Here is a 22,566-nt window from a genome sequence, read left to right as displayed (position 1 = left end):
CTATTTTTAATTAAACTCTATTGATATTGACATAAGTCACAATACAAATACCTGCCTTGCGGGTCATCGAATTGGTTAATCTGACTTATTGCACTATTAATTTGCTGCAGCATGCCACTAATGACTGGGTTGGTGGTACTTGCTTGCGGTAGATAAGCTTGCGCAGTACCAAATAGTTCCTGAATAAATATCTCTTCTGTTGATAATGGTTGCTCAATCAGTTTGATATCGTATTTATCGAGTTTAGCTAATTCAGCAGCTTTACTAATTGCTTGCTGTTCATCACCTAAAGCATCAACTAAACCATTAGCAAGAGCTTGGTTACCCGTCCAAACACGACCTTGAGCAATTTTATCAACTTGTGCTGTGGTCATATTGCGGCCCTCGGCAACAATTTTTAGGAACTCTTGATAACCACTATCAACACTGGTTTGGATGACTTGACCAATAGCAGGATCTAAAGCTCGAGTAATTGACAAGCCAGCCCATGGAGAGGTAGCAACACCATCAGTATGAATACCGAGTTCAGCAAGTGATTCGTCAATAGTTGCAAACATACCGAAGATACCAATTGAACCGGTAATCGTTGACGGCATAGCGTAAATATAACTGGCATCAGCTGAAATCCAATAGCCACCGGAAGCTGCAAGGTTACCCATGCTAATGACAACAGGTTTACCTGCCGCTTTTAATGCTAACACTTGTTGTCTAATTTGCTCTGAGGCAAAAGCACTACCACCGGGGCTATTAACACGAAGTACTACGGCCTTAACATGTTCGTCATGTCGTGCTTCTGCAAGTAATTTTGAGGTAGACTCACCACCAATTTCACCGGCAGGTTTTTTACCGCCTTGAATTGTGCCTTGAGCAACAATAACGGCAACACTATCTTCTGGCAGCATTGACGGAATAGGCTTAACAAGGTGGTTATAATTGTCATAACTTACGTGATTATAGATTTCATCACCGTCAGCTTTGCCGAACTGTTGACGTAGGGCATTGTTGATTTCAATTTTATTTGCCAATTTATCAACAAGTTTTAGGTTAAGCGCCATTTGTGCAGTATTGCCGTTAGCTTGCTTTAAATAAGCCAGCATCTGCTGTTCATTTGGTATAAGGTTTGCGGCGTCTAGACCACGATTTTTAGCAATTGTGGCCGCATAATTTTGCCATAAATTATCGAGTAGAGTGATGTTAGCTTCTTTAGCCGCAGCAGACATATCATTACGGATAAATGGTTCAATCGCAGATTTGTAGGTACCGACTCTGAAAATATGAGTTTGAATTTTTAATTTATCTAATGCTGATTTGTAGAACTGTCGGTAACTGCTTAAACCTTCAAGCGCGACTACGCCTTGCGGGTTCAAATAGATCTCATTGGCAAAACTGGCTAAATAGTATTGTGTTTGTGAGTAGAAATTACCTACCGCAATAATAGGTTTACCACTTGTTTTAAAAGCCGTTAGTGCACGACCAACACTATCAAGATTGGCGAGACCGACCTTAGACAGTTCGCCAAGCTGTAATACAATTCCGCCAATACGATCATCTTGGGCAGCATTGTCGATGCTATAAATTAAGTCTGATAACAGAATTTCATTACTAGCAGGGTCACTTTTACCTTGTGATAATGCGGCAGAATAAGGATCAATTGGACGTTTTTGATCGACAATTTTGCCTTGTAGATTAAGTACTAATGCAGAGCCTTTATTAATAGAGATCTCTTCTTCACTGGTAACGGAGACAACAATAGCGATTAAAATACCAAAGAAGATTAAATTCAAAAAAGCTTTTCTAATAAAGTTAATCGAGTTCCAAATAAAGCTTAGACAACGCCTCAAAAATGACGGTTTATCAGACATTTGTATTCCTTAGATATGATCTTATAAGACAATTCTAACTTAAAATCAGTGAGATAGTTAAAAATAAATGTAACCGTATATAAATTGTTATAGTTGTAGGCTTGAGGTTAAATTAACTCGCAGGTATGCTAGTTTTAATCAAGTGTTTTAAAAGGATGTTTGAATGGCTTATCCACATTTATTAGCTCCGTTAGATTTAGGGTTTACCCAGCTTAAAAATCGAGTATTAATGGGCTCGATGCATACAGGGCTAGAAGAAGAAAAAAATGGATTTGACAAGCTAGCACAGTTTTATAAAGAGCGTGCCGAAGGGGGCGTTGGCATGATTGTGACTGGTGGTGTAGCGCCTAATTTTAGAGGCCGTCTAACGCCCGGCGCATGCCAACTTAGTTTTCCTTGGCAAGTCGCTAAACACCGTAAGATGACCGATGTTGTTCATCAAGCTGGCGCTAAGATTTGTTTACAAATCCTACATTCAGGCCGTTATGGTTATCATCCATTTTCAGTGTCAGCAAGTGATATCAAATCACCAATATCGCCATTTAAACCAAGAGCAATGTCACTTCGTCAAATTAAGAAAACCGTTAAAGACTACGCTGCTAGTGCTTTGTTAGCGCGTAAGGCCGGTTACGATGGTGTTGAAGTAATGGGTTCTGAAGGCTATTTAATTAACCAGTTTATCTGTACTCATAGTAATCAAAGGCAAGATGAATACGGTGGCAGCTTAGAGAATCGATGCCGATTTGCTTTAGATATTATTAACGCGATTCGAGCTAAAGTTGGTACTGAATTTATTATCATATTCAGACTCTCTATGTTGGATTTAATTGAAAAAGGTTCAACTTGGGACGAGGTAGTACAACTAGCTAAATGGTTAGAAGAAGCTGGTGTTACCATTATTAATACTGGCATTGGCTGGCATGAAGCCCGTATTCCAACAATTGTCACCAGTGTTCCAAGAGCAGCTTTCGCATGGGTGACTGAAAAGCTTAAGAAAGAGGTATCAATACCGTTAATCGCCACCAATCGTATCAATACACCCGATATAGCAGAAAACATTATCGCATCAGGTCAAGCCGATATGGTCTCGATGGCACGACCTTTCTTGGCAGAACCTCAATTTGTTAACAAAGCTGCGAATAATGAAGCACACTTAATTAATACCTGTATTGGCTGTAATCAGGCTTGTTTAGATCATACGTTTTCATTAAAACGCGCCACTTGTTTAGTCAATCCAAGAGCCTGTTATGAAACTGAATTGAATTTTGGGCAAACACCAAGACCAAAACGTATTGCAGTGATGGGGGCTGGACCTGCTGGCATGGCGTTTTCTGTATATGCCGCCAAGCGGGGTCATGATGTGGTATTGTACGAAGCAAAATCAGAGGTTGGTGGCCAATTCAATTTTGCAAGACAAGTTCCGGGAAAAGAAGAGTTTGATGAAACCATTCGCTATTTTTTAAACCAGATAGAATTGGCCAATGTTGATTTACGACTTAATACTCGTTTAACGCCAGACATCATTGAAAAAGAACAATTTGATGAAGTGGTTATTGCTGCTGGTGTCATACCTCGCGCACTTGATTTACCAGGATTTGATGATGCTAAGGTGGTTAATTACCAGCAGGTACTCAATAAAGAGGTAGAGATTGGTAATAAAGTTGCTTTAATTGGAGCCGGTGGTATTGGTTTTGATATGGCACATTATCTAGCTGAGCAACATTCATCTACGATTGATCCTCAGCAGTGGTATAAGCAGTGGGGCATTGATACTCAGTACCAACATGCAGGAGGCTTAATGCCTGCAGAACAACATCAACCTGAACGTGAAATCACCCTTATGCAACGTAAATCTAGCAAAATGGGCAAAGGCCTTGGGAAAACTTCAGGTTGGGTGCATCGCAGTGTATTAAAGCAACATCAAGTTAATATGCTAACGGGAGTTAGTTATATTAAGTTTGATGAACAAGGTCTACATATTGAAATTGAAGGTAAGCCACAGTTATTAGAGGTTGATAACGTGGTGCTGTGTGCCGGTCAAGAATCAAATCGAGAATGGGTTGATGCAATGCAAAAAACAGGCTTACCGGTGCACTTGATTGGTGGGGTTGACGTTGCCGCAGAGCTAGATGCTAAACGCGCCATTAGACAAGGCGCGATATTAGCAAGCGAGATTTAATCAACCATAATTTCATGCCTAAACAGCTTTTCAGCTAAACCGAGCAACTGAGTTTGCTCGGTTTTTGTTAATGGCGCCAAAAATTCATTAGAAAGCTGAGTAATCGCCACATTAGCTTGTGCTAACGTCTGTAATCCTTCTTTAGTGATGATCAATATCTTAATTTTTTTGTTTTCAGGATGAGATTTTGCGGCAACAAATCCTCGTTTAATGCAATTATCCGCCAGTCGTTTAGCCGCTGAACGCTCACGCTTTAAAATGTCGGCTAACTGTTGCTGTGAAATAGAACCTTTTTCATATAGTGCACGCAATACTGCTAGCATTTCGAGCGTTATATCAAATTGTTGGCTCAGCATCGGACCACTAATTTTACGAAACTGTTTATAGACAATGCCCATTACAAAAGTTGGGCTTGAGTCTAAGCTACTGATACTAGTGATTGACATAAAGCCTCTGATTTTTTGGTTTCACAATAAAATAGATAGTTAATAGAATGGCTAAAGTCACTGCAAGCTCCCAACCTCGCATTAAGCTATTCTGGATCCCCATATCAGTCGGGGTGATATACAGTTGTATTGGTAATACGGTTGCTAACATGGCGTCTGAATGAATATCTTTCATCGATATGTCACTTCGGACAAACATCGTGCTCATAAAGATAAGTAATGCAAGTAAAGTAACGCCATATAGAACAATATGTTGCTGCTGCCCCATCATAGCAAATGCAAAAAGAACCGCAATTGCACAGCCACCCAATTGCGTGATAAATCGCTGCTTTACAACTGTATGAAATTGCTCAAGTGAAGGTTGAGATACCGCAATAATCACAGGGACTAAACAGAAGGTTGCTGATAACAAATTGATATTCATTAAGATAGCACAACCTAAACCAATACTCGTTACAGCAATAAAACGCTGCTGATAGGTGACCGGCTCAATCTTAGGAGCAACAAATTTATGCTTGGCAGGCGGTAATATTTTAACCATCAGTTTAGTTAACATGATGGTGGTGATACTGGCCGCCATAATATTATATAAATTGGTGGGTAAATCGATACTGGTTTGCTGCGCAAAAATCACAATTAAAATCCAGTTAAACATTGGCATTATTAAGCCCGCTCGCTTTATTGCAGTATTGGCTTTCTTGCGCATAAAATCGATCATTAATAGCGTTAACGTCCACATTATAAATGGGTGTGTTGAAAAAAATTCAACCACCAATAATGCGCCTGTAGCAGCAATGAGTGTTGGCAATAATGTTTTTACTAAACCACGCCAACTATAGTCTTTGATTTTGGTCGCAATAATGCACGGATATAACGCAAAATAGACTGGACTGTGAAAATTACAAAACTTACCAATTAACATGCTGATGGTAATGATTAAAGCAATACGAATCGCATCTTTATGAGTTTGAGATAATTTTATCATGATGATTAATAAAGATAACGAAACTGAGCGACGACAAACATCCAGACTTTAGCTACATAGTGATTAAGACCATGAGGTTGTTCAACCATGACAGTCGCTTTCGCACCCGAAAATAACTGCATTTGCGGTTGTGATAGATTCACTCTAAAGCGAACTTGTTGTTGTGGTCTTATCCAACGGGTACTGGTTTGAATATCAACTAATTGGTTACTTTTAGCTGATGGGTTATATACGGCACTGTCTTTACTGCTTATCTGACCATTAAATACTTTGCCAGGTATCGCATCAAAAACCACTAATACGGATTGTTTTATATTAAGTTTTGCCATACCTTTTTCATCAAAGTCAGCACTAATCCAATTATTATGTGGGTTAGCAATAAACATTTCTGAACTACCAGCATGAATATAATTGCCAAGTTGTAATTGCAAACTGGTCACTATGCCACTAATTGGCGCTTTTACTTGGGTATAACTTAAATTAAGTTTTGCTTGCGCGACTTTATTTTGAGCAATAGTTAACTGAGCATCTTGACCGTTCTGACCTAATTTTGCTTGTAATTGAGCCACATTTGCACTTGCTGCTGCATCTGCCGCAGCACTGATCTGAGCTTGGGTTTGATACTGTTCTAGCTCTTGTTTGCTAATCAGATTTTTGGCTGCTAATTGTTGGTATCGATGTAGGTCACTTACACTTTTTTTGTGTTCAGCCGCTTTTTGTAATGCCACCTGTTTTGCATTTGCAATTTGATACAGCAGTGATGCTTGGTTTTGCTGTGCAAGTTCTAACTCAGCTTCTGCAGCAGCCAGTGCTATTTTGTAATTGTTATCGTCAATGCTGAACAGTAATTGGCCTTTTTCCACTTGCTGGCCATTGTGGACCCATAAGTTGGTTAATGAGCCTGAAACATTGGCGTTGACATCACTGACGCCATATTCAAGCGTGGCAGAGGTGGTAAAAGGAGCGTTATTATCTGAGAACACTAAAAAGCCACAGAAACTCAGTGTTGATATAAGCACTGTGTATAGCAAATATTGGTAAATTTTTTCTGACATGATTTTCTCCGTATATGCCATTATTATACATATTGTTGCATATACAACAATATGTATAATCTTAATCAAGCAGAGTTTTTCAGTAATAATTTTTTAGTCTTTGATTTTAGAGATAAAAAAACCTGCAATAATGCAGGTTTTTTTAAAGAATGTGCTTATGCAGTTTGTTTATTGGTCACAACATCAACGCCATCGGCACTAAGATCTAAATTGATATCAGTAACGGGCTGACAACAGCAGGGTAAACATTCATCAGCGGCTAGCGTCGCTATTGGTTCAAATTTATATTTAACTTGACCAGAGATGAGTTTGGTTTTGCAAGCGCCGCAAAAACCGTTGCGGCACTCAGAAAAAATACGCACTCTTTTAAATTCTAGTGCAGCTAGCAAGCTATTGTGTTGCTGAGTATAGAGCAACACAGGTTGACCTTGTAAGCTGACAATAGGAGGCTTATTAAAGGTCAAAATCAGCAAACTCACTTGCATCAACTTTGGCATCAATTTGGCCAACTAGATAAGACGATACTTCTACTTCTTGCGGGGCAACTTGTACTGCATCACTTTCTAACCAGTTTTTCATCCACGGAAGTGGGTTACTTGTTTGGGTATAAGGTTCAGCAAGATTAACTGACTTCATACGCTGGTTAGTAATGTATTCTACATATTGGCATAGAATGTTTTCATTCATACCAATCATTGAACCATCTTTAAACAGATATTTAGCCCATTCTTTCTCTTGTTCAGCCGCTTTTAGGAATAAGTCATAAGCTTGCTGCTCGCATTCGGCTGCAATCTCTGCCATTTCTGGATCATCTTTACCGCCTTGCATTAGGGTAATGATGTGTTGAGTACCATTTAGGTGAAGGGCTTCATCACGGGCAATTAAGCGAATAATCTTAGCATTACCTTCCATTAGTTTGCGTTCAGCAAATGCAAATGAACAAGCAAAACTGACATAGAAGCGAATTGCTTCTAAAGCGTTAACTGACATCATGCAAAGATATAATGATTTTTTAATTGCACGTAAATTGACTTCAAGGGTTTTGCCATGAACGGTATGAGTTCCTTCACCTAATAAATTGTAGGCATTAGTTAACTCAATTAAGTCATCGTAGTAACAAGAAATATCACCGGCGCGCTTTAAGATCTCTTCGTTGGTTACGATGTCATCAAATATGATTGAAGGGTCGTTAACGATATTACGAATAATATGCGTGTATGAACGAGAGTGAATAGTCTCTGAAAATGACCAAGTTTCAATCCATGTTTCTAACTCTGGAATTGATACCAAAGGTAAAAATGCGACGTTTGGAGAACGTCCCTGAATCGAATCTAATAATGTTTGGTATTTCAAATTCGAGATAAAGATATGTTGCTCATGATCAGGCAACATAGCATAGTCAATTTTATCGCGACTTACGTCAACTTCTTCTGGGCGCCAGAAAAATGATAATTGCTTTTCAATTAGTTTTTCAAATACCTGATAGCGTTGTTGGTCATAACGAGCAACGTTAACTGATTGACCGAAAAACATCGGTTCTTTGGTTGCATCATTTGGAGTCTGACAAAATGTTGAATAGGCCATAATAGTGTCCATCGCAGCAGGAGCCAAATGGCTCCTGAATAGTTAATCCGAATTTATTAAATCTTACAAGAAGTGCAGCTATCGTCTTCTATTTCAACACTGGTAATTTCGTCGTGTTGATCAGAGGCACCGTCACGAGTGTTATGATAATAAAGGGTTTTAACGCCTAGCTTGTATGCCGTTAACAAATCTTTTAATAATACCTGCATGGGTACTTTATTACTTGGGAAACGACTTGGGTCATAGTTGGTGTTAGCTGATATAGCTTGATCGATAAACTTCTGCATAATACCAACAAGTTGTAAGTATCCCTCATTACTTGGCATTGACCAAAGTAACTCATACTTATCTTTTAACTCGTCAAAATCAGGTACTACTTGCTTTAATTGCCCATCTTTACTGGCTTTAACACTAATAAGACCACGTGGTGGTTCAATACCGTTAGTTGCATTTGAAATTTGCGATGATGTTTCCGATGGCATTAATGCGGATACTGTTGAGTTACGCACACCATACTTAAGGATATCTTGACGTAATGTCTCCCAATCCATATGTAATGGTTCATCACAAATTTGGTCAATTGCAGACTTATAAGTATCGATCGGCAAAAGACCTTGGCTATAAGTTGTCTCATTAAATAATGGACAAGCACCTTTCTCTTTAGCCAGCTGCATACTCGCTTTTAATAAGTAGTATTGAATCGCCTCAAATGCTTTATGAGTCAAGTTATTAGCACTACCATCGGAGTATTTTTTACCATGCTTAGCAATATAGTTAGCAAAGTTAATGACGCCAATCCCTAAAGTACGACGGTTCATTGAGGCAATTTCAGCTGCTTTAATTGGATAGTCCTGATAATCAAGCAAGCTATCAAGCGCACGAATTGCGATATCGGCTAATTTTTCTAGTTCATCCAGACTTTCAATGGCACCAAGGTTCAAGGCTGATAAAGTACAAAGGGCAATTTCGCCATTCTCATCATCAATCTGTTTTAACGGTTTAGTTGGCAATGAAATCTCTAAACATAAATTAGATTGTCTAATTGGTGCTTGAGCAGGATCAAATGGACTATGCGTATTACAGTGGTCCACGTTTTGAATATAGATTCGGCCAGTAGATGCTCGTTCTTGCATAAGTAATGAGAATAGCTCTACAGCGCTGATCTCTTTACGGCGGATACTGCTGTCTTGTTCATACTGCACATATAAACGGTCAAACTTAGCTTGATCAGCAAAAAATGCATCGTATAAACCAGGTACATCTGATGGGCTAAATAAACTAATTTTCTCGCCTTTAATTAGACGGGTATACATCAATTTATTTAATTGCACGCCGTAATCTAGGTGACGAATACGGTTATCTTCAACACCGCGGTTATTCTTCAATACTAATAGTGATTCGACTTCTAAATGCCAAATTGGGTAAAAGAGGGTAGCCGCACCGCCACGAACACCGCCTTGTGAGCATGATTTCACTGCAGTTTGGAAATGCTTATAAAATGGTAAACAACCGGTATGGAAAGCCTCACCACCACGAATAGGGCTACCTAACGCACGAATACGGCCAGCATTAATACCAATACCTGCTCGTTGGCTGACATATTTTACAATGGCTGACGACGTTGCATTGATTGAATCTAGGCTATCATCACACTCAATCAGAACGCATGAGCTGAACTGGCGAGTAGGCGTACGCACACCCGACATAATAGGTGTCGGTAATGAGATTTTAAAGGTAGAAACAGCATCGTAAAAATCTTTGATATAGCTTAGACGTGTTTCTTTTGGATATTTTGCAAATAAACATGCTGCAATCAGGATATATAGAAACTGTGCGCTCTCATAAACTTCATGAGTCACACGGTTTTGTACTAAATACTTACCTTCAAGCTGCTTAACTGCGGCATATGAAAAACGCATATCGCGCCAGTGGTCAATATAGCTATCTAAAGTATCAAGTTCTTCACGGCTGTAATCTTGTAAAATATGTTGATCATATTTGCCTAGTTCAACGAGGTTGACTACGTGATCGTACAATGACGGTGGCTCAAATTGGCCAAAGGCTTTTTTACGTAGATGAAAAATAGCCAAGCGTGCAGCTAAAAATTGATAATCAGGCGTCTCTGGAGAAATTAAATCCGCAGCGGCTTTAATGATTGTCTCATGAATTGCTTCTGTAGGAATGCCATCAAAAAATTGCAGATGAGAACGTAATTCAACTTCAGATACAGAAACATTGTCTAGATCTTCTGCAGCCCAAGCGATAACACGATGGATTTTTTCTAAATCAATTGATTCACGTTCGCCACTACGTTTAGTGACTGTCATATTACTGTTCATGAAATGGTGACCTTGATGTTATATCTGTAATGTGAGGGAAAATCCCAGAACCGTCCTTGGTTGAGCGTCAGTTAGACCAGATTTTAAACTGAAAATGCAATCTTAAGTCTATGCGATGTGAACTGCGCTACACACAAGATATGGTGCCTTAAAAAAATATTAGTCCAAGATAGTGGGGTTTTGAAGTTTTTGCAATAGCGAAAATTAGTTGCATATCATCAGTTTTTTTGATCTTAATTTTGGCGTTAGTAAAAGCTAACCCAAGAATGCGATGTAGCGTGAGTTCGCGAAGGTTAGCTTATTTAATCAACTGGTTTTGGAAAAACAGATTATGCTTATAGAGAAAATCGATAGCTTAAATATTACTAGATTTGCTAAAAAATTACCCTAGTACTAATTGCTGAGGATGAGCAATTTGGCTGTTATATGGCCAAGTTGAAATATCGTCATCTGCCGCGATATAGCCCCACAGCACTAAAACAGCGTGCATATTGCAAACATGAGCTGCTTGCATGTCGCGCTGCGCATCACCAAGGTAAATGATATTATCAACTTTAGTATCAAGCTGTTGAGCTGCGAGTAGCTTGGTGCAGCGTGAGGTTTACTGAACATTGTACTGTCACCACTAATCACACAATCAAAAAATTGGGCCATATTTAGTTTATCGAGTAGTGGTCGTGTAAAACGTGCAGGTTTATTGGTCACAATCCCTAATTTATAGCCTAATTTTTTGGCATCATTAAGCAGTTCAATAATGCCAGGGTAGGGTTGGCTGTGATCGCCATTAATGGTTAGATAATGTGCCAGTAGTGAGTGTTGTAACCGTGTTTTAGTTTCTATATCAAGTGTGGGCTGTGCACTATTAACCAGTGCCATGCTGCCATGAGAGGCAGCATATTTAGCAATACTTTCCGATATAACAGGCAATCCCGCTTCAACTAAAGCCATATTAAGTGCAGCCACCAGATCCGGTGCGGTATCTATCAGTGTGCCGTCAAGATCAAATAACAGTGCTTTGTTTGAAGAGTAAATAGACATTAATCAGCCTTTTGAGTGCAAATCATATAATTTACATCAACGCATTTAGTGTACTTGAATACTTGGGTGAGTGGATTATAGGTGATACCACAAGCATCACGACAAAGCAGTTCAGTGTTATCAACTAATGCCATCAATTCAGATGGTTTAATAAACTTGCCATGTTCATGTGTTCCACGCGGTAGCATTTTAAGTATCATTTCTGCGCCGACAATCGTTTCTACATAAGCACGGAGATTACGGTTAATGGTAGAGAAAAAAACATAACCATCAGGTTTTACCATATCACAGCAAGCTTTGATGACTGATTGCGGATCAGGTACATGCTCTAGCATCTCCATGCAAGTGACCACATCATATGCCTGATAATGATCTTTTGCATGCTGTTCTGCAGTTGTTTTCAAATAATTAATCTTAGTACCAGATTCCAGTGCGTGAAGCTAGCCACTTCAAGCGGTTCCTCTCCCATATCGATGCCATCAACATTGGCACCAATACGCGCCATGCTTTCTGAAAGAATGCCACCGCCACAACCCACATCAAGTACTTGCTTACCAAATAAGCCACCGCTCATTTGATCAATATAATTAAGGCGTAATGGGTTTAATTGATGTAATGGCTTAAAGTCGCCATTAAGATCCCACCAAGTTGCCGCCATTTTTTCAAATTTAGCGATCTCTTTCATATCGACGTTGGAGTTGTGTTGCATAGTGACCTTCGTTATGGTTTTTATTTAACACTAGTATACCTAGCAGCCCCCACAAACCAAACCATAAACCGCGCAAAAAACATGCAATAAATCGGGCTATTTATCATTTCGTTAACTCTATCGCTATTTTGCCCTACATTGGCTAATATAGAACAGCTTCAAATGAGGGATAAGTGACTACTTGAGCTCTATATTGATTAAAAACAACACAATACCTCAAGAGTTTAAATATACACTGTAGCGCCAATAAATAACTGTGCTAGAATGCCAAACCACGTTTGTTGGCTCGACAATGACACGGATTTATGAGTTGTCAGCTATTTTAAGGGGAACGAGCAGTTTATGACTGATCTGGCTTCATCTATTTCGCCAATTAATATTGAAGACGAACTAAAAAATTCGTACCTAGATTATGCCATGAGTGTAATTGTAGGACGTGCATTGCCTGACGTTCGCGATGGTTTAAAACCAGTACATCGCCGCGTTCTATTTGCAATGAATGAACTTAAAAACGATTGGAATAAGCCCTATAAAAAGTCGGCACGTGTCGTCGGTGATGTAATCGGTAAATATCACCCGCATGGTGATACCGCTGTTTATGACACAATCGTTCGTATGGCGCAGCCTTTCTCGCTACGTTACACACTCGTTGACGGCCAAGGTAACTTTGGTTCGGTTGATGGTGACTCAGCAGCGGCAATGCGTTATACCGAAATTCGCATGGAAAAGTTAGCACACCAACTGTTAGCTGACTTGGATAAAGAAACTGTTGATTTTGTACCAAACTATGACGGTACTGAATTCATTCCTGAAGTAATGCCTACTCGCGTACCAAACCTGTTAATTAACGGTGCATCTGGTATTGCGGTTGGTATGGCGACGAATATTCCACCGCACAACTTAAACGAAGTTGTACAAGGTTGCTTAGCATTAATTGAAGAACCAGATTTATCTATCGATCAATTAATGGAATACATCCCAGGTCCAGATTTTCCTACTGCGGCATTAATTAATGGCCGTAAAGGTATTATCGACGCGTATCGCACTGGTCGCGGCCGTGCAGTAATGCGCGCACGTGCTGAAATTGAACAGCATGACGGTAATCGCGAACGAATTATCGTTACTGAAATTCCTTATCAGGTAAACAAAGCTCGTTTAATTGAAAAAATTGCTGAGCTTGTTAAAGATAAAAAGATTGAAGGTATTAGCGGTCTACGTGACGAGTCTGATAAAGACGGTATGCGTATCGTTATTGAAATCAAGCGCGGTGAAGTGGGTGAGGTTGTATTAAACAACTTATATGCTCAGACTCAGATGCAGTGTTCTTTTGGTATTAACATGGTGGCATTGACCAACGGTCAACCTAAATTGTTTAACCTCAAAGAGATGCTAGAGTGCTTTATTCTTCACCGTCGTGAAGTGGTAACTCGTCGTACTGTATTTGAATTACGAAAAGCGCGTGAGCGTGCACACATTCTTGAAGCACTCGCAGTTGCACTTGCCAACATTGACCCAATCATTGCGTTAATTAAAGCATCACCAACACCTGCTGAAGCTAAAACAAAATTAGTCGCACAGGGCTGGGAACTTGGTCACGTTCAAGGCATGCTTGAAAAAGCAGGTGATGACGCAGCTCGTCCAGAGTGGTTAGAGCCTGAATATGGTATTCGCGATGGTCAGTACTATTTAACTGAACAGCAAGCTCAAGCAATTCTTGAATTACGCTTACACCGTTTAACCGGTCTTGAGCATGACAAGATTATTGCTGAATACGAAGAGCTTTTAGCGTTTATTGCTGGCTTACTATTTATTCTTCGCAGCCCTGAGCGCTTAATGGAAGTGATCAAGGAAGAGCTAGAACAAATTTTAATTGATTTCGGTGATACTCGACGTACTGTAATTAACGCTAACGAAGTTGATATGAGTCTTGAAGACCTTATTAATGAAGAAGATGTTGTAGTTACATTATCTCACCTTGGTTATGCTAAATATCAGCCATTAACTGATTATCAAGCACAACGTCGTGGTGGTAAGGGTAAAGCCGCAACTAAAGTTAAAGACGAAGATTTCGTTGAAAAACTATTAGTCGCGAATACTCACGATACAATTTTATGTTTCTCAGATTTCGGTAAAATGTATTGGCTAAAAGTGTACCAGTTACCTTTAGCAAGTCGTCAAGCTCGTGGTCGTCCAATCGTTAACTTACTGCCTTTGTCTGATGGTGAACGTATTACGGCAATTCTGCCAGTACGTGAATATGCAGATGACAAGTATATTGTTATGGCGACTTCACACGGTACAGTGAAGAAAACAGCATTAACTGCTTATAGTAATCCTCGTGCAAACGGTATTATTGCGGTTAACTTAAAAGATGGTGACCAGTTAATTGGTGTTGATATTACTGACGGTAGTAACGATATCATGTTGTTCTCAAATGAAGGTAAAGTAGTACGCTTCAATGAGAAAGTACGTGATTCAGAAACAGGTTTAGTAAAAGTTGACCCAGAAACAGGCGAAGATATGCTATCTATCCGTCCAATGGGTCGTACCGCAACAGGTGTTCGTGGTATTAAGCTTGATGATGGACAGCGCGTTGTTTCGCTCATTGTACCGAAAGAAGATGGTGCAATTTTAACTGTGACTGAGAATGGTTATGGTAAGCGTACAGAGCTAAGTGAATACCCAGCTAAGAGTCGTGCGACTAAAGGTGTAGTATCAATTAAAGTGAGTGAACGTAATGGTGAAGTGATTGGTGCCGTACAAGTTGGCCTTAATGACGAAATCATGCTCATCAGTAACAAAGGTACCTTAGTTCGTACTCCTGCAGAAGGTGTTTCGATTATTGGCCGTAATACGCAAGGTGTAACTATCATTCGTACCGCAAGCGATGAAAAAGTGGTTGGCTTGCAACGTATCGATGAAATTCAATCTGATGAAGAATTAGATGAAAACGGTTTACCAATTGTTGCGCCAGAAGGCGATGTTGATTCCGCAGTGGAACCAACTTCACAAGCGCCTGATGCTGAAACAGCAGAACCTGACGACAATCAATAATTGTTAGATGAAAACGAGCGCTTAAGGCGCTCGTTTTTTTTAGCTAAAAATAATAATAAATGAAAGGAGAATCTTAGTGAGTGCGACTTATAATTTCTGTGCTGGCCCTGCAATGCTACCAATGCCTGTAATGGCAAAAGCTCAACAAGAATTACTTGATTGGAGTGGGCAAGGTGTGTCAGTTATGGAAATGAGTCATCGTAGTCCTGAATTTGTTGCTCTAGCAAAACAAGCTGAACAAGATATTCGGGAACTGATGGCTATTCCTAATAATTATCATGTGTTATTTATGCATGGTGGTGGACGAGGACAATTTGCTGCCATTGTGCACAATTTTTTAGGTGAACAGGGTCAAGCATTATATTTAACCGATGGTTTATGGTCTAAAGCTGCCTATGCTGAAGCGGTAAAGTTAACCTGTACCGAACAAATTGTTGAAGCTAAAATAAGCCATCAAATTGAAGCTAACATTGCGGTGCAATTACCTGATTTTTCGCAATACTCGCAAGACTTTAGATATGTACATTACTGCCCAAATGAAACCGTTGATGGCATTGAAATATTTGATACCCTTGACTGTCCATGGCCAGTCATTGCAGATATGTCTTCATGCATAATGTCACGCCATATCGATGTCAGTAAATATGCTGTTATTTACGCAGGTGCACAAAAGAACATTGGCCCATCAGGACTAAGTATCGTCATTGTGCGTGACGATATGCTCAAGTTACCGCAACTGCCACAAGCCTCAATCATGGATTATCGCTTGGCGTTAGCAAATGACTCTATGTATAACACTCCACCGACATTTGCTTGGTATTTAGCTGCTGAAGTATTTAAGTGGCTTAAAGATATGGGCGGTATTGATGTGATGGCTGATATCAATCGTCAAAAAGCGAGTATGCTTTACGATTGCATCGATCATTATCCTTTATATAAAAATAACGTCGTAAAGCAGTATCGTTCGCAAATGAACGTTGTATTTCATCTGCAAGACGAATCTCTGACCGCTGAGTTTTTAACGCAAGCGAAACAACATGGATTAGTGGCGTTAAAAGGGCATAAGGCTGTAGGTGGGGTACGTGCAAGTATTTATAATGCTATGCCTGTTGAAGGCGTTGCAGCATTAGTGAAATTTATGACTGAATTTGCAGAGCAACATTCATCATTATGATTGTGGATTTATGGAGAAAGAGCGAATAGATTATTCGCTCTTTTTTTTAGCATAATAAGCAATTAAAATTAAAGAACCATTGCAACAGCCTTTGCTATGTATTCAACATTCTCATCACTGATACCTGCAATGCTGATCCGGCTCGAATCAACCATATAAATACTAAACTCTGATTTTAATTGTTGAACTTGATCGGTACTTAATCCCAAAAAGGAGAACATTCCTTTTTGCTCAGTAATAAAATTAAAATCTCGGCTAATGTTTTGTCGAGTTAATGCTTGTGTCAACAGACGGCGATTACCATTAATTCTGTCTCGCATCACTTTAACTTCATCATGCCATTGCTGTTTTAAAGCAACATCATCCAAAATAGTTTCAACTATTGCCGCACCATGGGCGGGAGGCATAGAATAATTACAACGAATAACGTAAAGCAGAATGGATAGAGCTGTATCTGCTTGTTGTGAAGTCGCACCAATAAGAGAACACGCGCCAATACGCTCACGATATAAGCCGAAGTTCTTAGAACATGAACAACATAGAATCATATTATCTACATTGGATGCCATTAGACGTACACCATATGCGTCTTCATCAATGCCATCGCCAAACCCCTGATATGCCATATCTATCAGTGGCGTAAAGCCTCGTTGGTTGGCAACATTGGCAATGATATCCCATTGCTCATTAGTTAAATCCATACCGCTTGGGTTATGACAACAAGCATGCAGTAGCACAATATCGTTAGCTTTAACATGGTTAAGACAATCTAGCATCTGCTCAAACTTTAAATTGTGATTATCGTAATCATAATAAGGATAGGTTTTTACCGTTAAGCCAGCAGCTTCAAACAACCCAGTATGATTGGCCCACGTTGGATCACTCACCCAAATAGTCGCATTGCCTTGGGTCTTGAAAATAAAATCTGCCGCAACCTTAAGTGCACCAGTACCGCCAGGCGTAGACACTGTTCGAACACGATCAGCAATAATGCTTGATGATGTTCACCAAGGGCTAATTGCTGCATGCGGTCATTAAATAATGCTGAACCATTAGGACCGATATAGACCTTAGTTTGCTGCGCTTCAAAATGCCGCAGTTCAGCTTGCTTAACACTAGCCAAAATAGGCGTGATACCTGTTGGATCTTTATAAACACCAACACCTAAGTCGACTTTAGCAGGGTTAGGATCTTGACGGTAAGCACTGAGTAAACCAAGAATCGGATCACTCGGTAATGGTTGCATAGGGCTAAACATTTAAATTCCTTGTTTATATTATTTTAATTTCAGCATAACTTGTCGCTCAGTAATAGTTAACCAAATAATCCCTAATTATCCAACATTGTTAATGTAAAACTGTTATTTAAAGTTGCCGTCATTTTATTAAGACCAAAAAAGATTGAAACTTCGTACTTTATGAGTCATTTTACTGATAATCTTCAACAAATTATTTGATAAGCCAAGCGTTCTAATCAATAACAAAAATAGGTAATCAATACAGATGCAGCAGTTAACAATTTCTCCCGTCACAAAAGTCAATGGTACGATTAACATTCCGGGCTCAAAAAGCATCTCGAATAGAGCCTTGCTTCTTGCCGTATTATCAAAAGGCACTACAGAATTAAATAACCTATTGGATTCTGATGATATTCGTTACATGCTTACGGCGCTTGAGCAACTCGGTGTAAACCTTACCATTGATCATGCCAATCATACTTGTAAAGTGGAAGGTCTGGCAGGTCCCATATCAAGTGCACAAGCTCAGACATTATTCTTAGGCAATGCAGGCACCGCGATGCGACCATTATGTGCGGCTCTGACTTTGGGCACAGGAGAGTTCGAGTTAACAGGTGAGCCGAGAATGGAAGAAAGGCCAATTGCTGATTTAGTTGACGCGTTAGCTCAGCTAGGTGCTGATATTGAATACTTAAAAACCCCCGGCTATCCTCCGTTAAAAATCAATGCCACAGGGTTAACAGGCGGTGAAGTTAAGATTGCAGGCGATCTTTCTAGCCAATTTCTAACAGCGTTATTGATGGTTGCACCGCTAGCACAAGCGACGGTCACTATTAATTTAACCAGTGAATTAGTGTCTAAACCCTACATCGACATTACCATTAAAATGATGCAACAGTTTGGTGTAAAGGTTATTAATCACAACTATCAGACATTTGTTATTGAGTCTGGTCAGCATTATCTATCTCCAGGTAAATTCTTGGTTGAAGGCGATGCGTCATCAGCATCATACTTTTTAGCCGCAGGTGCAATTAAAGGTGGTGAAGTTAAAGTCACTGGTGTGGGCAAACTCAGTATCCAAGGTGATATACAATTTGCCGATGTACTTGAGCAAATGGGTGCAGAAATTGAGTGGGGTGATGACTTTATTATCGCGAGGGGCAGTAAGCTTACAGGCGTTAATTTAGATATGAATCATATTCCTGACGCCGCTATGACGATTGCGACTACCGCGCTATTTGCCCAAGGTACAACGACGATTACAAATATTTATAACTGGCGTTTAAAAGAGACAGATCGCTTAGCTGCAATGGCAACTGAACTTCGTAAAGTAGGTGCTGTCGTAGAAGAGGGTAAGGATTATATCAAAATTACGCCGGCTAACATAAATCATAGTGATATTGATACGTATAACGATCATCGTATGGCAATGTGTTTCTCATTAATAGCATTGGCTGATTGTGGAGTGACCATCAACGATCCACAATGCACATCAAAAACATTCCCAGGTTACTTTGATGCTTTTGAAATGTTGACGCATTGCAACTAACTGATTTATAAATAAGCAATTATACTGAAGTGTGAGCCAGTATCATGAAATAATAAGGTATTATTTTTTAAGTTGATATATAATCCAGCCGCCAATTCATCGACTCAATATTCGGTGAGTTATGCTTTTAAAATGTGGAGGAATGTATGACTGAACTGGCTCCTGTAATTACCATTGATGGCCCAAGCGGCGCTGGTAAGGGAACAATTAGCCACATGCTAGCAGATAGATTAGGCTGGCACTTATTAGATAGTGGTGCGATATATCGTGTTTTGTCATTAGCTGCATTACACCACAACGTTGACTTAGACAACGAAGAGGCATTAAGCCTACTTGCTTCACATTTAGATGTACAATTTTTAACGGGTGACGTTAAACATGGCGTTAAAGTGATACTTGAAGGTGAAGATGTCACTTCAGATATCCGTACCCAAGAATGTTCGAATGCTGCTTCAAAAGTTGCTGCATTCCCGCGTGTTCGCGAAGCGTTATTGCGTCGCCAACGTGCTTTTAATGCAATGCCTGGGCTGATTGCTGATGGTCGTGACATGGGAACAGTCGTGTTTCCTAATGCACCTGCTAAACTTTACTTAACAGCATCTGCTGAAGAAAGAGCACAAAGACGCTATAATCAGTTGCAGGACAAGGGCTTCGATGTTAATATCGATCGCCTTTTAGTTGAAATCAAAGAGCGTGATGACCGCGATATGAATCGTAAAGTTGCGCCGCTAGTAGCAGCAGAAGATGCACTAGTGATTGATACAACGGCTATAGACATTGAACAAGTGCTGGATATTGCTATGCAGCATATTGTAACTAAGTTATCAAACGTTAGCTTAGGTTAACGTTTGAGGATTCATATCAAGGACGATATGGATATTATATCTGACTCCGCGTCTAGGATTGACTGTGGTTTAAAATTAAAGAAGTGAACATGACTGAATCTTTTGCTGATCTATTTGAACAATCTCTTCAACAACTTGAATTCCGCCCAGGCTCTATCGTACGTGGTACTGTAGTAGCTATCGAAAACGGCATGGTTCTTGTTGATGCTGGCCTAAAATCAGAAAGCCCAATCCCTGCAGAACAGTTCAAAAACGCTCAAGGCGTTTTAGAAATCGCTGTAGGTGACGAAGTTGACGTAGCTCTTGACTCTGTTGAAGACGGTTTCGGTGAGACTCAATTATCTCGTGAAAAGGCTAAGCGCCATGAAGCTTGGATTGTTCTAGAAAAAGCTTACGAAGATGCTGAAACTGTAATCGGTATCATCAATGGTAAAGTTAAAGGCGGTTTCACTGTTGAATTAAACGGTATCCGTGCATTCTTACCTGGTTCTCTAGTAGACGTTCGCCCAGTTCGCGATACAGCTCACCTAGAAAACAAAGAGCTTGAATTCAAAGTTATCAAGTTAGACCAGAAGCGTAACAACGTTGTTGTTTCTCGTCGTGCTGTTATCGAATCAGAAAGCAGTGCAGAGCGTGATGCTCTTCTTGAGAACCTACAAGAAGGTCAAGCTGTTAAAGGTATCGTTAAGAACCTTACAGACTACGGTGCATTCGTAGACTTAGGTGGTGTTGACGGTCTTCTACATATCACAGATATGGCTTGGAAGCGTGTTAAGCACCCATCTGAAATCGTAAATGTTGGTGACGAAATCAACGTTAAAGTACTTAAGTACGATCGTGAGCGCACTCGTGTTTCACTAGGTCTTAAGCAACTTGGCGAAGATCCATGGTTAGAAATCAGCAAGCGCTACCCAGAAAACACACGTTTAACTGGTCGCGTAACTAACCTAACTGACTACGGTTGCTTCGTTGAAATCGAAGAAGGCGTAGAAGGTCTAGTACACGTTTCTGAAATGGATTGGACTAACAAGAACATCCACCCATCTAAGGTTGTTAACCTAGGTGATGAAGTTGAAGTTCTAGTTCTAGACATCGATGAAGAGCGTCGTCGTATTTCTCTAGGTCTTAAGCAGTGCAAGACTAACCCATGGGATGATTTCGCAAACCGTTACGCTAAAGGCGACAAGGTTTCTGGTAAGATCAAGTCAATCACTGACTTCGGTATCTTTATCGGTCTTGACGGTGGCATCGACGGTCTAGTACACCTATCTGACATTTCTTGGAACGGTACTGGCGAAGAAGCTGTTAGCGAATACAAGAAAGGCGACGAAATCCACGCTGTAGTTCTATCTGTAGATCCAGAGCGTGAGCGTATCAGCTAGGTGTTAAGCAGACTGAAGACGATCCATTCAATGCTTACCTTGCAGACAAGAAGAAAGGTGTTATCGTAACTGGTACCGTTTCTGCTGTTGATGCTAAAGGTGTAACTGTTGAACTAGCTGATACTGTTGAAGGTTATATCCGCGTTGCTGATATTTCTCGCGAGCGTATCGAAGATGCATCTACTGTATACAACGTAGGTGATAGCATCGAAGCTAAGTTCATGGGCGTAGATCGTAAGAACCGCGCTATCAGCTTATCAATCCGTGCGAAAGATGAAGCTGAAGAGAAAGAAGTAATGGCAAGCTTAAACAAGCAAGAAGATGCCGTTATGAGCAGCGCAATGGCTGAAGCGTTCAAAGCAGCTCGTAAATAATCGCCTGTTGTTCGGGGAGTTTACTCCCCGTTAGGTGACTGTAATTTGGCTTGATAATAGGGGTAGCTAGGATGACAAAATCCGAACTGATCGAAAAACTTGCCAGTAGCAGTCGCAGCTCTCGGCAAAAGAAGTTGAAAGCGCGATCAAAGAAATGTTAGAGCAAATGTCTCATACATTAGAAATCGGTGATCGTATAGAGATCCGTGGTTTTGGTAGCTTTTCTCTTCATTACCGGGCTCCGAGGACAGGACGCAATCCAAAAACTGGTTCTTCAGTAGATTTGGATGGCAAGTATGTTCCTCACTTTAAGCCAGGCAAAGAACTGCGCGAACGAGTCGATGCGGTGAATAGCTAAATCGATATTCGCTTAAAAAGCCTCCGTTAGGAGGCTTTTTTATGGCTGTTTTTTGGCAAACGCTAGCCAGTTGACTAAATTTCTTGGATAATCATATCTATAAGACAACGGATAGGGATGTAACAGTGAAATCGTTCTTAGTCATGGTAGTGGTCGCACTTCTATTTGTCATTGCATTGGTGTTTGGTGCCAAGAATGAACAAATTGTCACGATTAGTTATTTTATTGCCCAAGGTGAATTTAGATTACCCATCGTACTTGGTGTCGTATTTTTAGCTGGATTTATACTTTGTTGGTTATTCTCAATGTTTTATATCGTTCGTACTAAGCTTAAATTGCGAACTGCGCTTAAACAACTTGCGCAATTAAAACCAGCTGAGGGAAGCGACGCTTAAT

The 22,566-nt window shown here is 40.1% G+C and carries 15 protein-coding genes and 4 pseudogenes; 8 read left to right on the top strand and 11 right to left on the bottom strand.

Annotated elements, in window-relative coordinates:
• Window positions 1-17 precede the first annotated feature (17 nt).
• Complete coding sequence (gene sppA, locus JCM15074_RS06055) at window positions 18-1,862, bottom strand: signal peptide peptidase SppA (protein WP_025820414.1); 1,845 nt, start codon at window positions 1,860-1,862, stop codon at window positions 18-20.
• A 163-nt stretch (window positions 1,863-2,025) separates the two neighbouring features.
• On the opposite strand from sppA, the gene JCM15074_RS06050 reads away from it, so the two are divergent.
• Window positions 2,026-4,041: an NADPH-dependent 2,4-dienoyl-CoA reductase gene (locus JCM15074_RS06050; RefSeq protein WP_025820413.1), complete on the top strand. Its 2,016-nt coding sequence runs from the start codon at window positions 2,026-2,028 to the stop codon at window positions 4,039-4,041.
• Here JCM15074_RS06050 and JCM15074_RS06045 read toward each other — a convergent pair.
• The 9 genes and pseudogenes from JCM15074_RS06045 to ubiG form a co-directional block, all read right to left on the bottom strand.
• Entirely contained in the window at window positions 4,038-4,487 is a 450-nt protein-coding gene (locus JCM15074_RS06045; RefSeq protein WP_025820412.1) for a MarR family winged helix-turn-helix transcriptional regulator, read from the bottom strand. The two genes, JCM15074_RS06050 and JCM15074_RS06045, sit on opposite strands and share 4 nt — an antisense overlap.
• Window positions 4,474-5,472 (bottom strand): DUF2955 domain-containing protein, encoded by a 999-nt coding sequence (locus JCM15074_RS06040; RefSeq protein WP_025820411.1) that lies wholly within the window; start codon window positions 5,470-5,472, stop codon window positions 4,474-4,476. The genes JCM15074_RS06045 and JCM15074_RS06040 overlap by 14 nt, the downstream gene beginning before the upstream one ends.
• A 5-nt stretch (window positions 5,473-5,477) precedes the next feature.
• Window positions 5,478-6,527 (bottom strand): HlyD family secretion protein, encoded by a 1,050-nt coding sequence (locus JCM15074_RS06035; protein WP_025820410.1) that lies wholly within the window; start codon window positions 6,525-6,527, stop codon window positions 5,478-5,480.
• A gap of 155 nt (window positions 6,528-6,682) precedes the next feature.
• A complete protein-coding gene (gene yfaE / locus JCM15074_RS21170; protein WP_037469200.1) occupies window positions 6,683-7,012 on the bottom strand; it encodes a class I ribonucleotide reductase maintenance protein YfaE in 330 nt (109 codons plus the stop codon).
• Complete coding sequence (gene nrdB, locus JCM15074_RS06025; RefSeq protein ID WP_025820409.1) at window positions 6,981-8,111, bottom strand: class Ia ribonucleoside-diphosphate reductase subunit beta; 1,131 nt, start codon at window positions 8,109-8,111, stop codon at window positions 6,981-6,983. Before nrdB ends, yfaE begins: the two co-directional genes overlap by 32 nt.
• 56 nt (window positions 8,112-8,167) lie before the next feature.
• Window positions 8,168-10,450: a class 1a ribonucleoside-diphosphate reductase subunit alpha gene (nrdA, locus tag JCM15074_RS06020; RefSeq protein ID WP_025820408.1), complete on the bottom strand. Its 2,283-nt coding sequence runs from the start codon at window positions 10,448-10,450 to the stop codon at window positions 8,168-8,170.
• A 382-nt stretch (window positions 10,451-10,832) separates the two neighbouring features.
• The gene (locus tag JCM15074_RS25585; RefSeq protein WP_373278878.1) at window positions 10,833-10,991 is read right to left on the bottom strand and encodes an HAD family hydrolase; all 159 of its coding nucleotides are present in this window, start codon (window positions 10,989-10,991) and stop codon (window positions 10,833-10,835) included.
• Window positions 10,925-11,488 (bottom strand): HAD hydrolase-like protein, encoded by a 564-nt coding sequence (locus JCM15074_RS21165; protein ID WP_051536838.1) that lies wholly within the window; start codon window positions 11,486-11,488, stop codon window positions 10,925-10,927. The genes JCM15074_RS25585 and JCM15074_RS21165 overlap by 67 nt, the downstream gene beginning before the upstream one ends.
• A pseudogene (gene ubiG / locus JCM15074_RS21160) lies at window positions 11,488-12,197 on the bottom strand (bifunctional 2-polyprenyl-6-hydroxyphenol methylase/3-demethylubiquinol 3-O-methyltransferase UbiG). The gene JCM15074_RS21165 and the pseudogene ubiG overlap by 1 nt, the downstream one beginning before the upstream one ends.
• A 342-nt stretch (window positions 12,198-12,539) precedes the next feature.
• Here ubiG and gyrA point away from each other — a divergent pair.
• Together gyrA and serC are read left to right on the top strand one after the other, a co-directional pair.
• Entirely contained in the window at window positions 12,540-15,251 is a 2,712-nt protein-coding gene (gene gyrA, locus JCM15074_RS06005; RefSeq protein ID WP_025820407.1) for a DNA gyrase subunit A, read from the top strand.
• 76 nt (window positions 15,252-15,327) lie between these two features.
• On the top strand, window positions 15,328-16,425 hold the full coding sequence (gene serC / locus JCM15074_RS06000; protein ID WP_025820406.1) for a 3-phosphoserine/phosphohydroxythreonine transaminase: 1,098 nt from the start codon (window positions 15,328-15,330) through the stop codon (window positions 16,423-16,425).
• A gap of 68 nt (window positions 16,426-16,493) precedes the next feature.
• Here the strand turns inward: serC and JCM15074_RS21155 are convergent.
• Window positions 16,494-17,683: pseudogene (locus JCM15074_RS21155) on the bottom strand (amino acid aminotransferase).
• Between the two features lie 244 nt (window positions 17,684-17,927).
• Between JCM15074_RS21155 and aroA the strand changes: the two are divergent.
• The 5 genes and pseudogenes from aroA to JCM15074_RS05975 all read left to right on the top strand — a co-directional run bounded on the left by aroA (window position 17,928) and on the right by JCM15074_RS05975 (window position 22,565).
• Complete coding sequence (aroA, locus tag JCM15074_RS05990; protein ID WP_025820405.1) at window positions 17,928-19,211, top strand: 3-phosphoshikimate 1-carboxyvinyltransferase; 1,284 nt, start codon at window positions 17,928-17,930, stop codon at window positions 19,209-19,211.
• 146 nt (window positions 19,212-19,357) lie between these two features.
• Window positions 19,358-20,056, top strand: coding sequence for a (d)CMP kinase (gene cmk / locus JCM15074_RS05985; RefSeq protein ID WP_025820404.1), 699 nt, complete (start codon window positions 19,358-19,360; stop codon window positions 20,054-20,056).
• A gap of 89 nt (window positions 20,057-20,145) precedes the next feature.
• Window positions 20,146-21,812: pseudogene (gene rpsA / locus JCM15074_RS21150) on the top strand (30S ribosomal protein S1).
• A 71-nt stretch (window positions 21,813-21,883) separates the two neighbouring features.
• Window positions 21,884-22,170 (top strand): annotated as a pseudogene (gene ihfB / locus JCM15074_RS23955) (integration host factor subunit beta).
• Window positions 22,171-22,295: 125 nt separating this feature from the next.
• Complete coding sequence (locus tag JCM15074_RS05975) at window positions 22,296-22,565, top strand: LapA family protein (protein WP_025820403.1); 270 nt, start codon at window positions 22,296-22,298, stop codon at window positions 22,563-22,565.
• The last annotated feature ends 1 nt before the right edge of the window (window position 22,566 follow it).

The organism is Shewanella marina JCM 15074, from assembly GCF_000614975.1.
Classification (GTDB): Bacteria; Pseudomonadota; Gammaproteobacteria; order Enterobacterales; family Shewanellaceae; genus Shewanella; species Shewanella marina.
The sequence above is the reverse complement of the archived record's forward strand: the minus strand, read 5'-3'. Positions and strand labels throughout refer to the sequence as shown.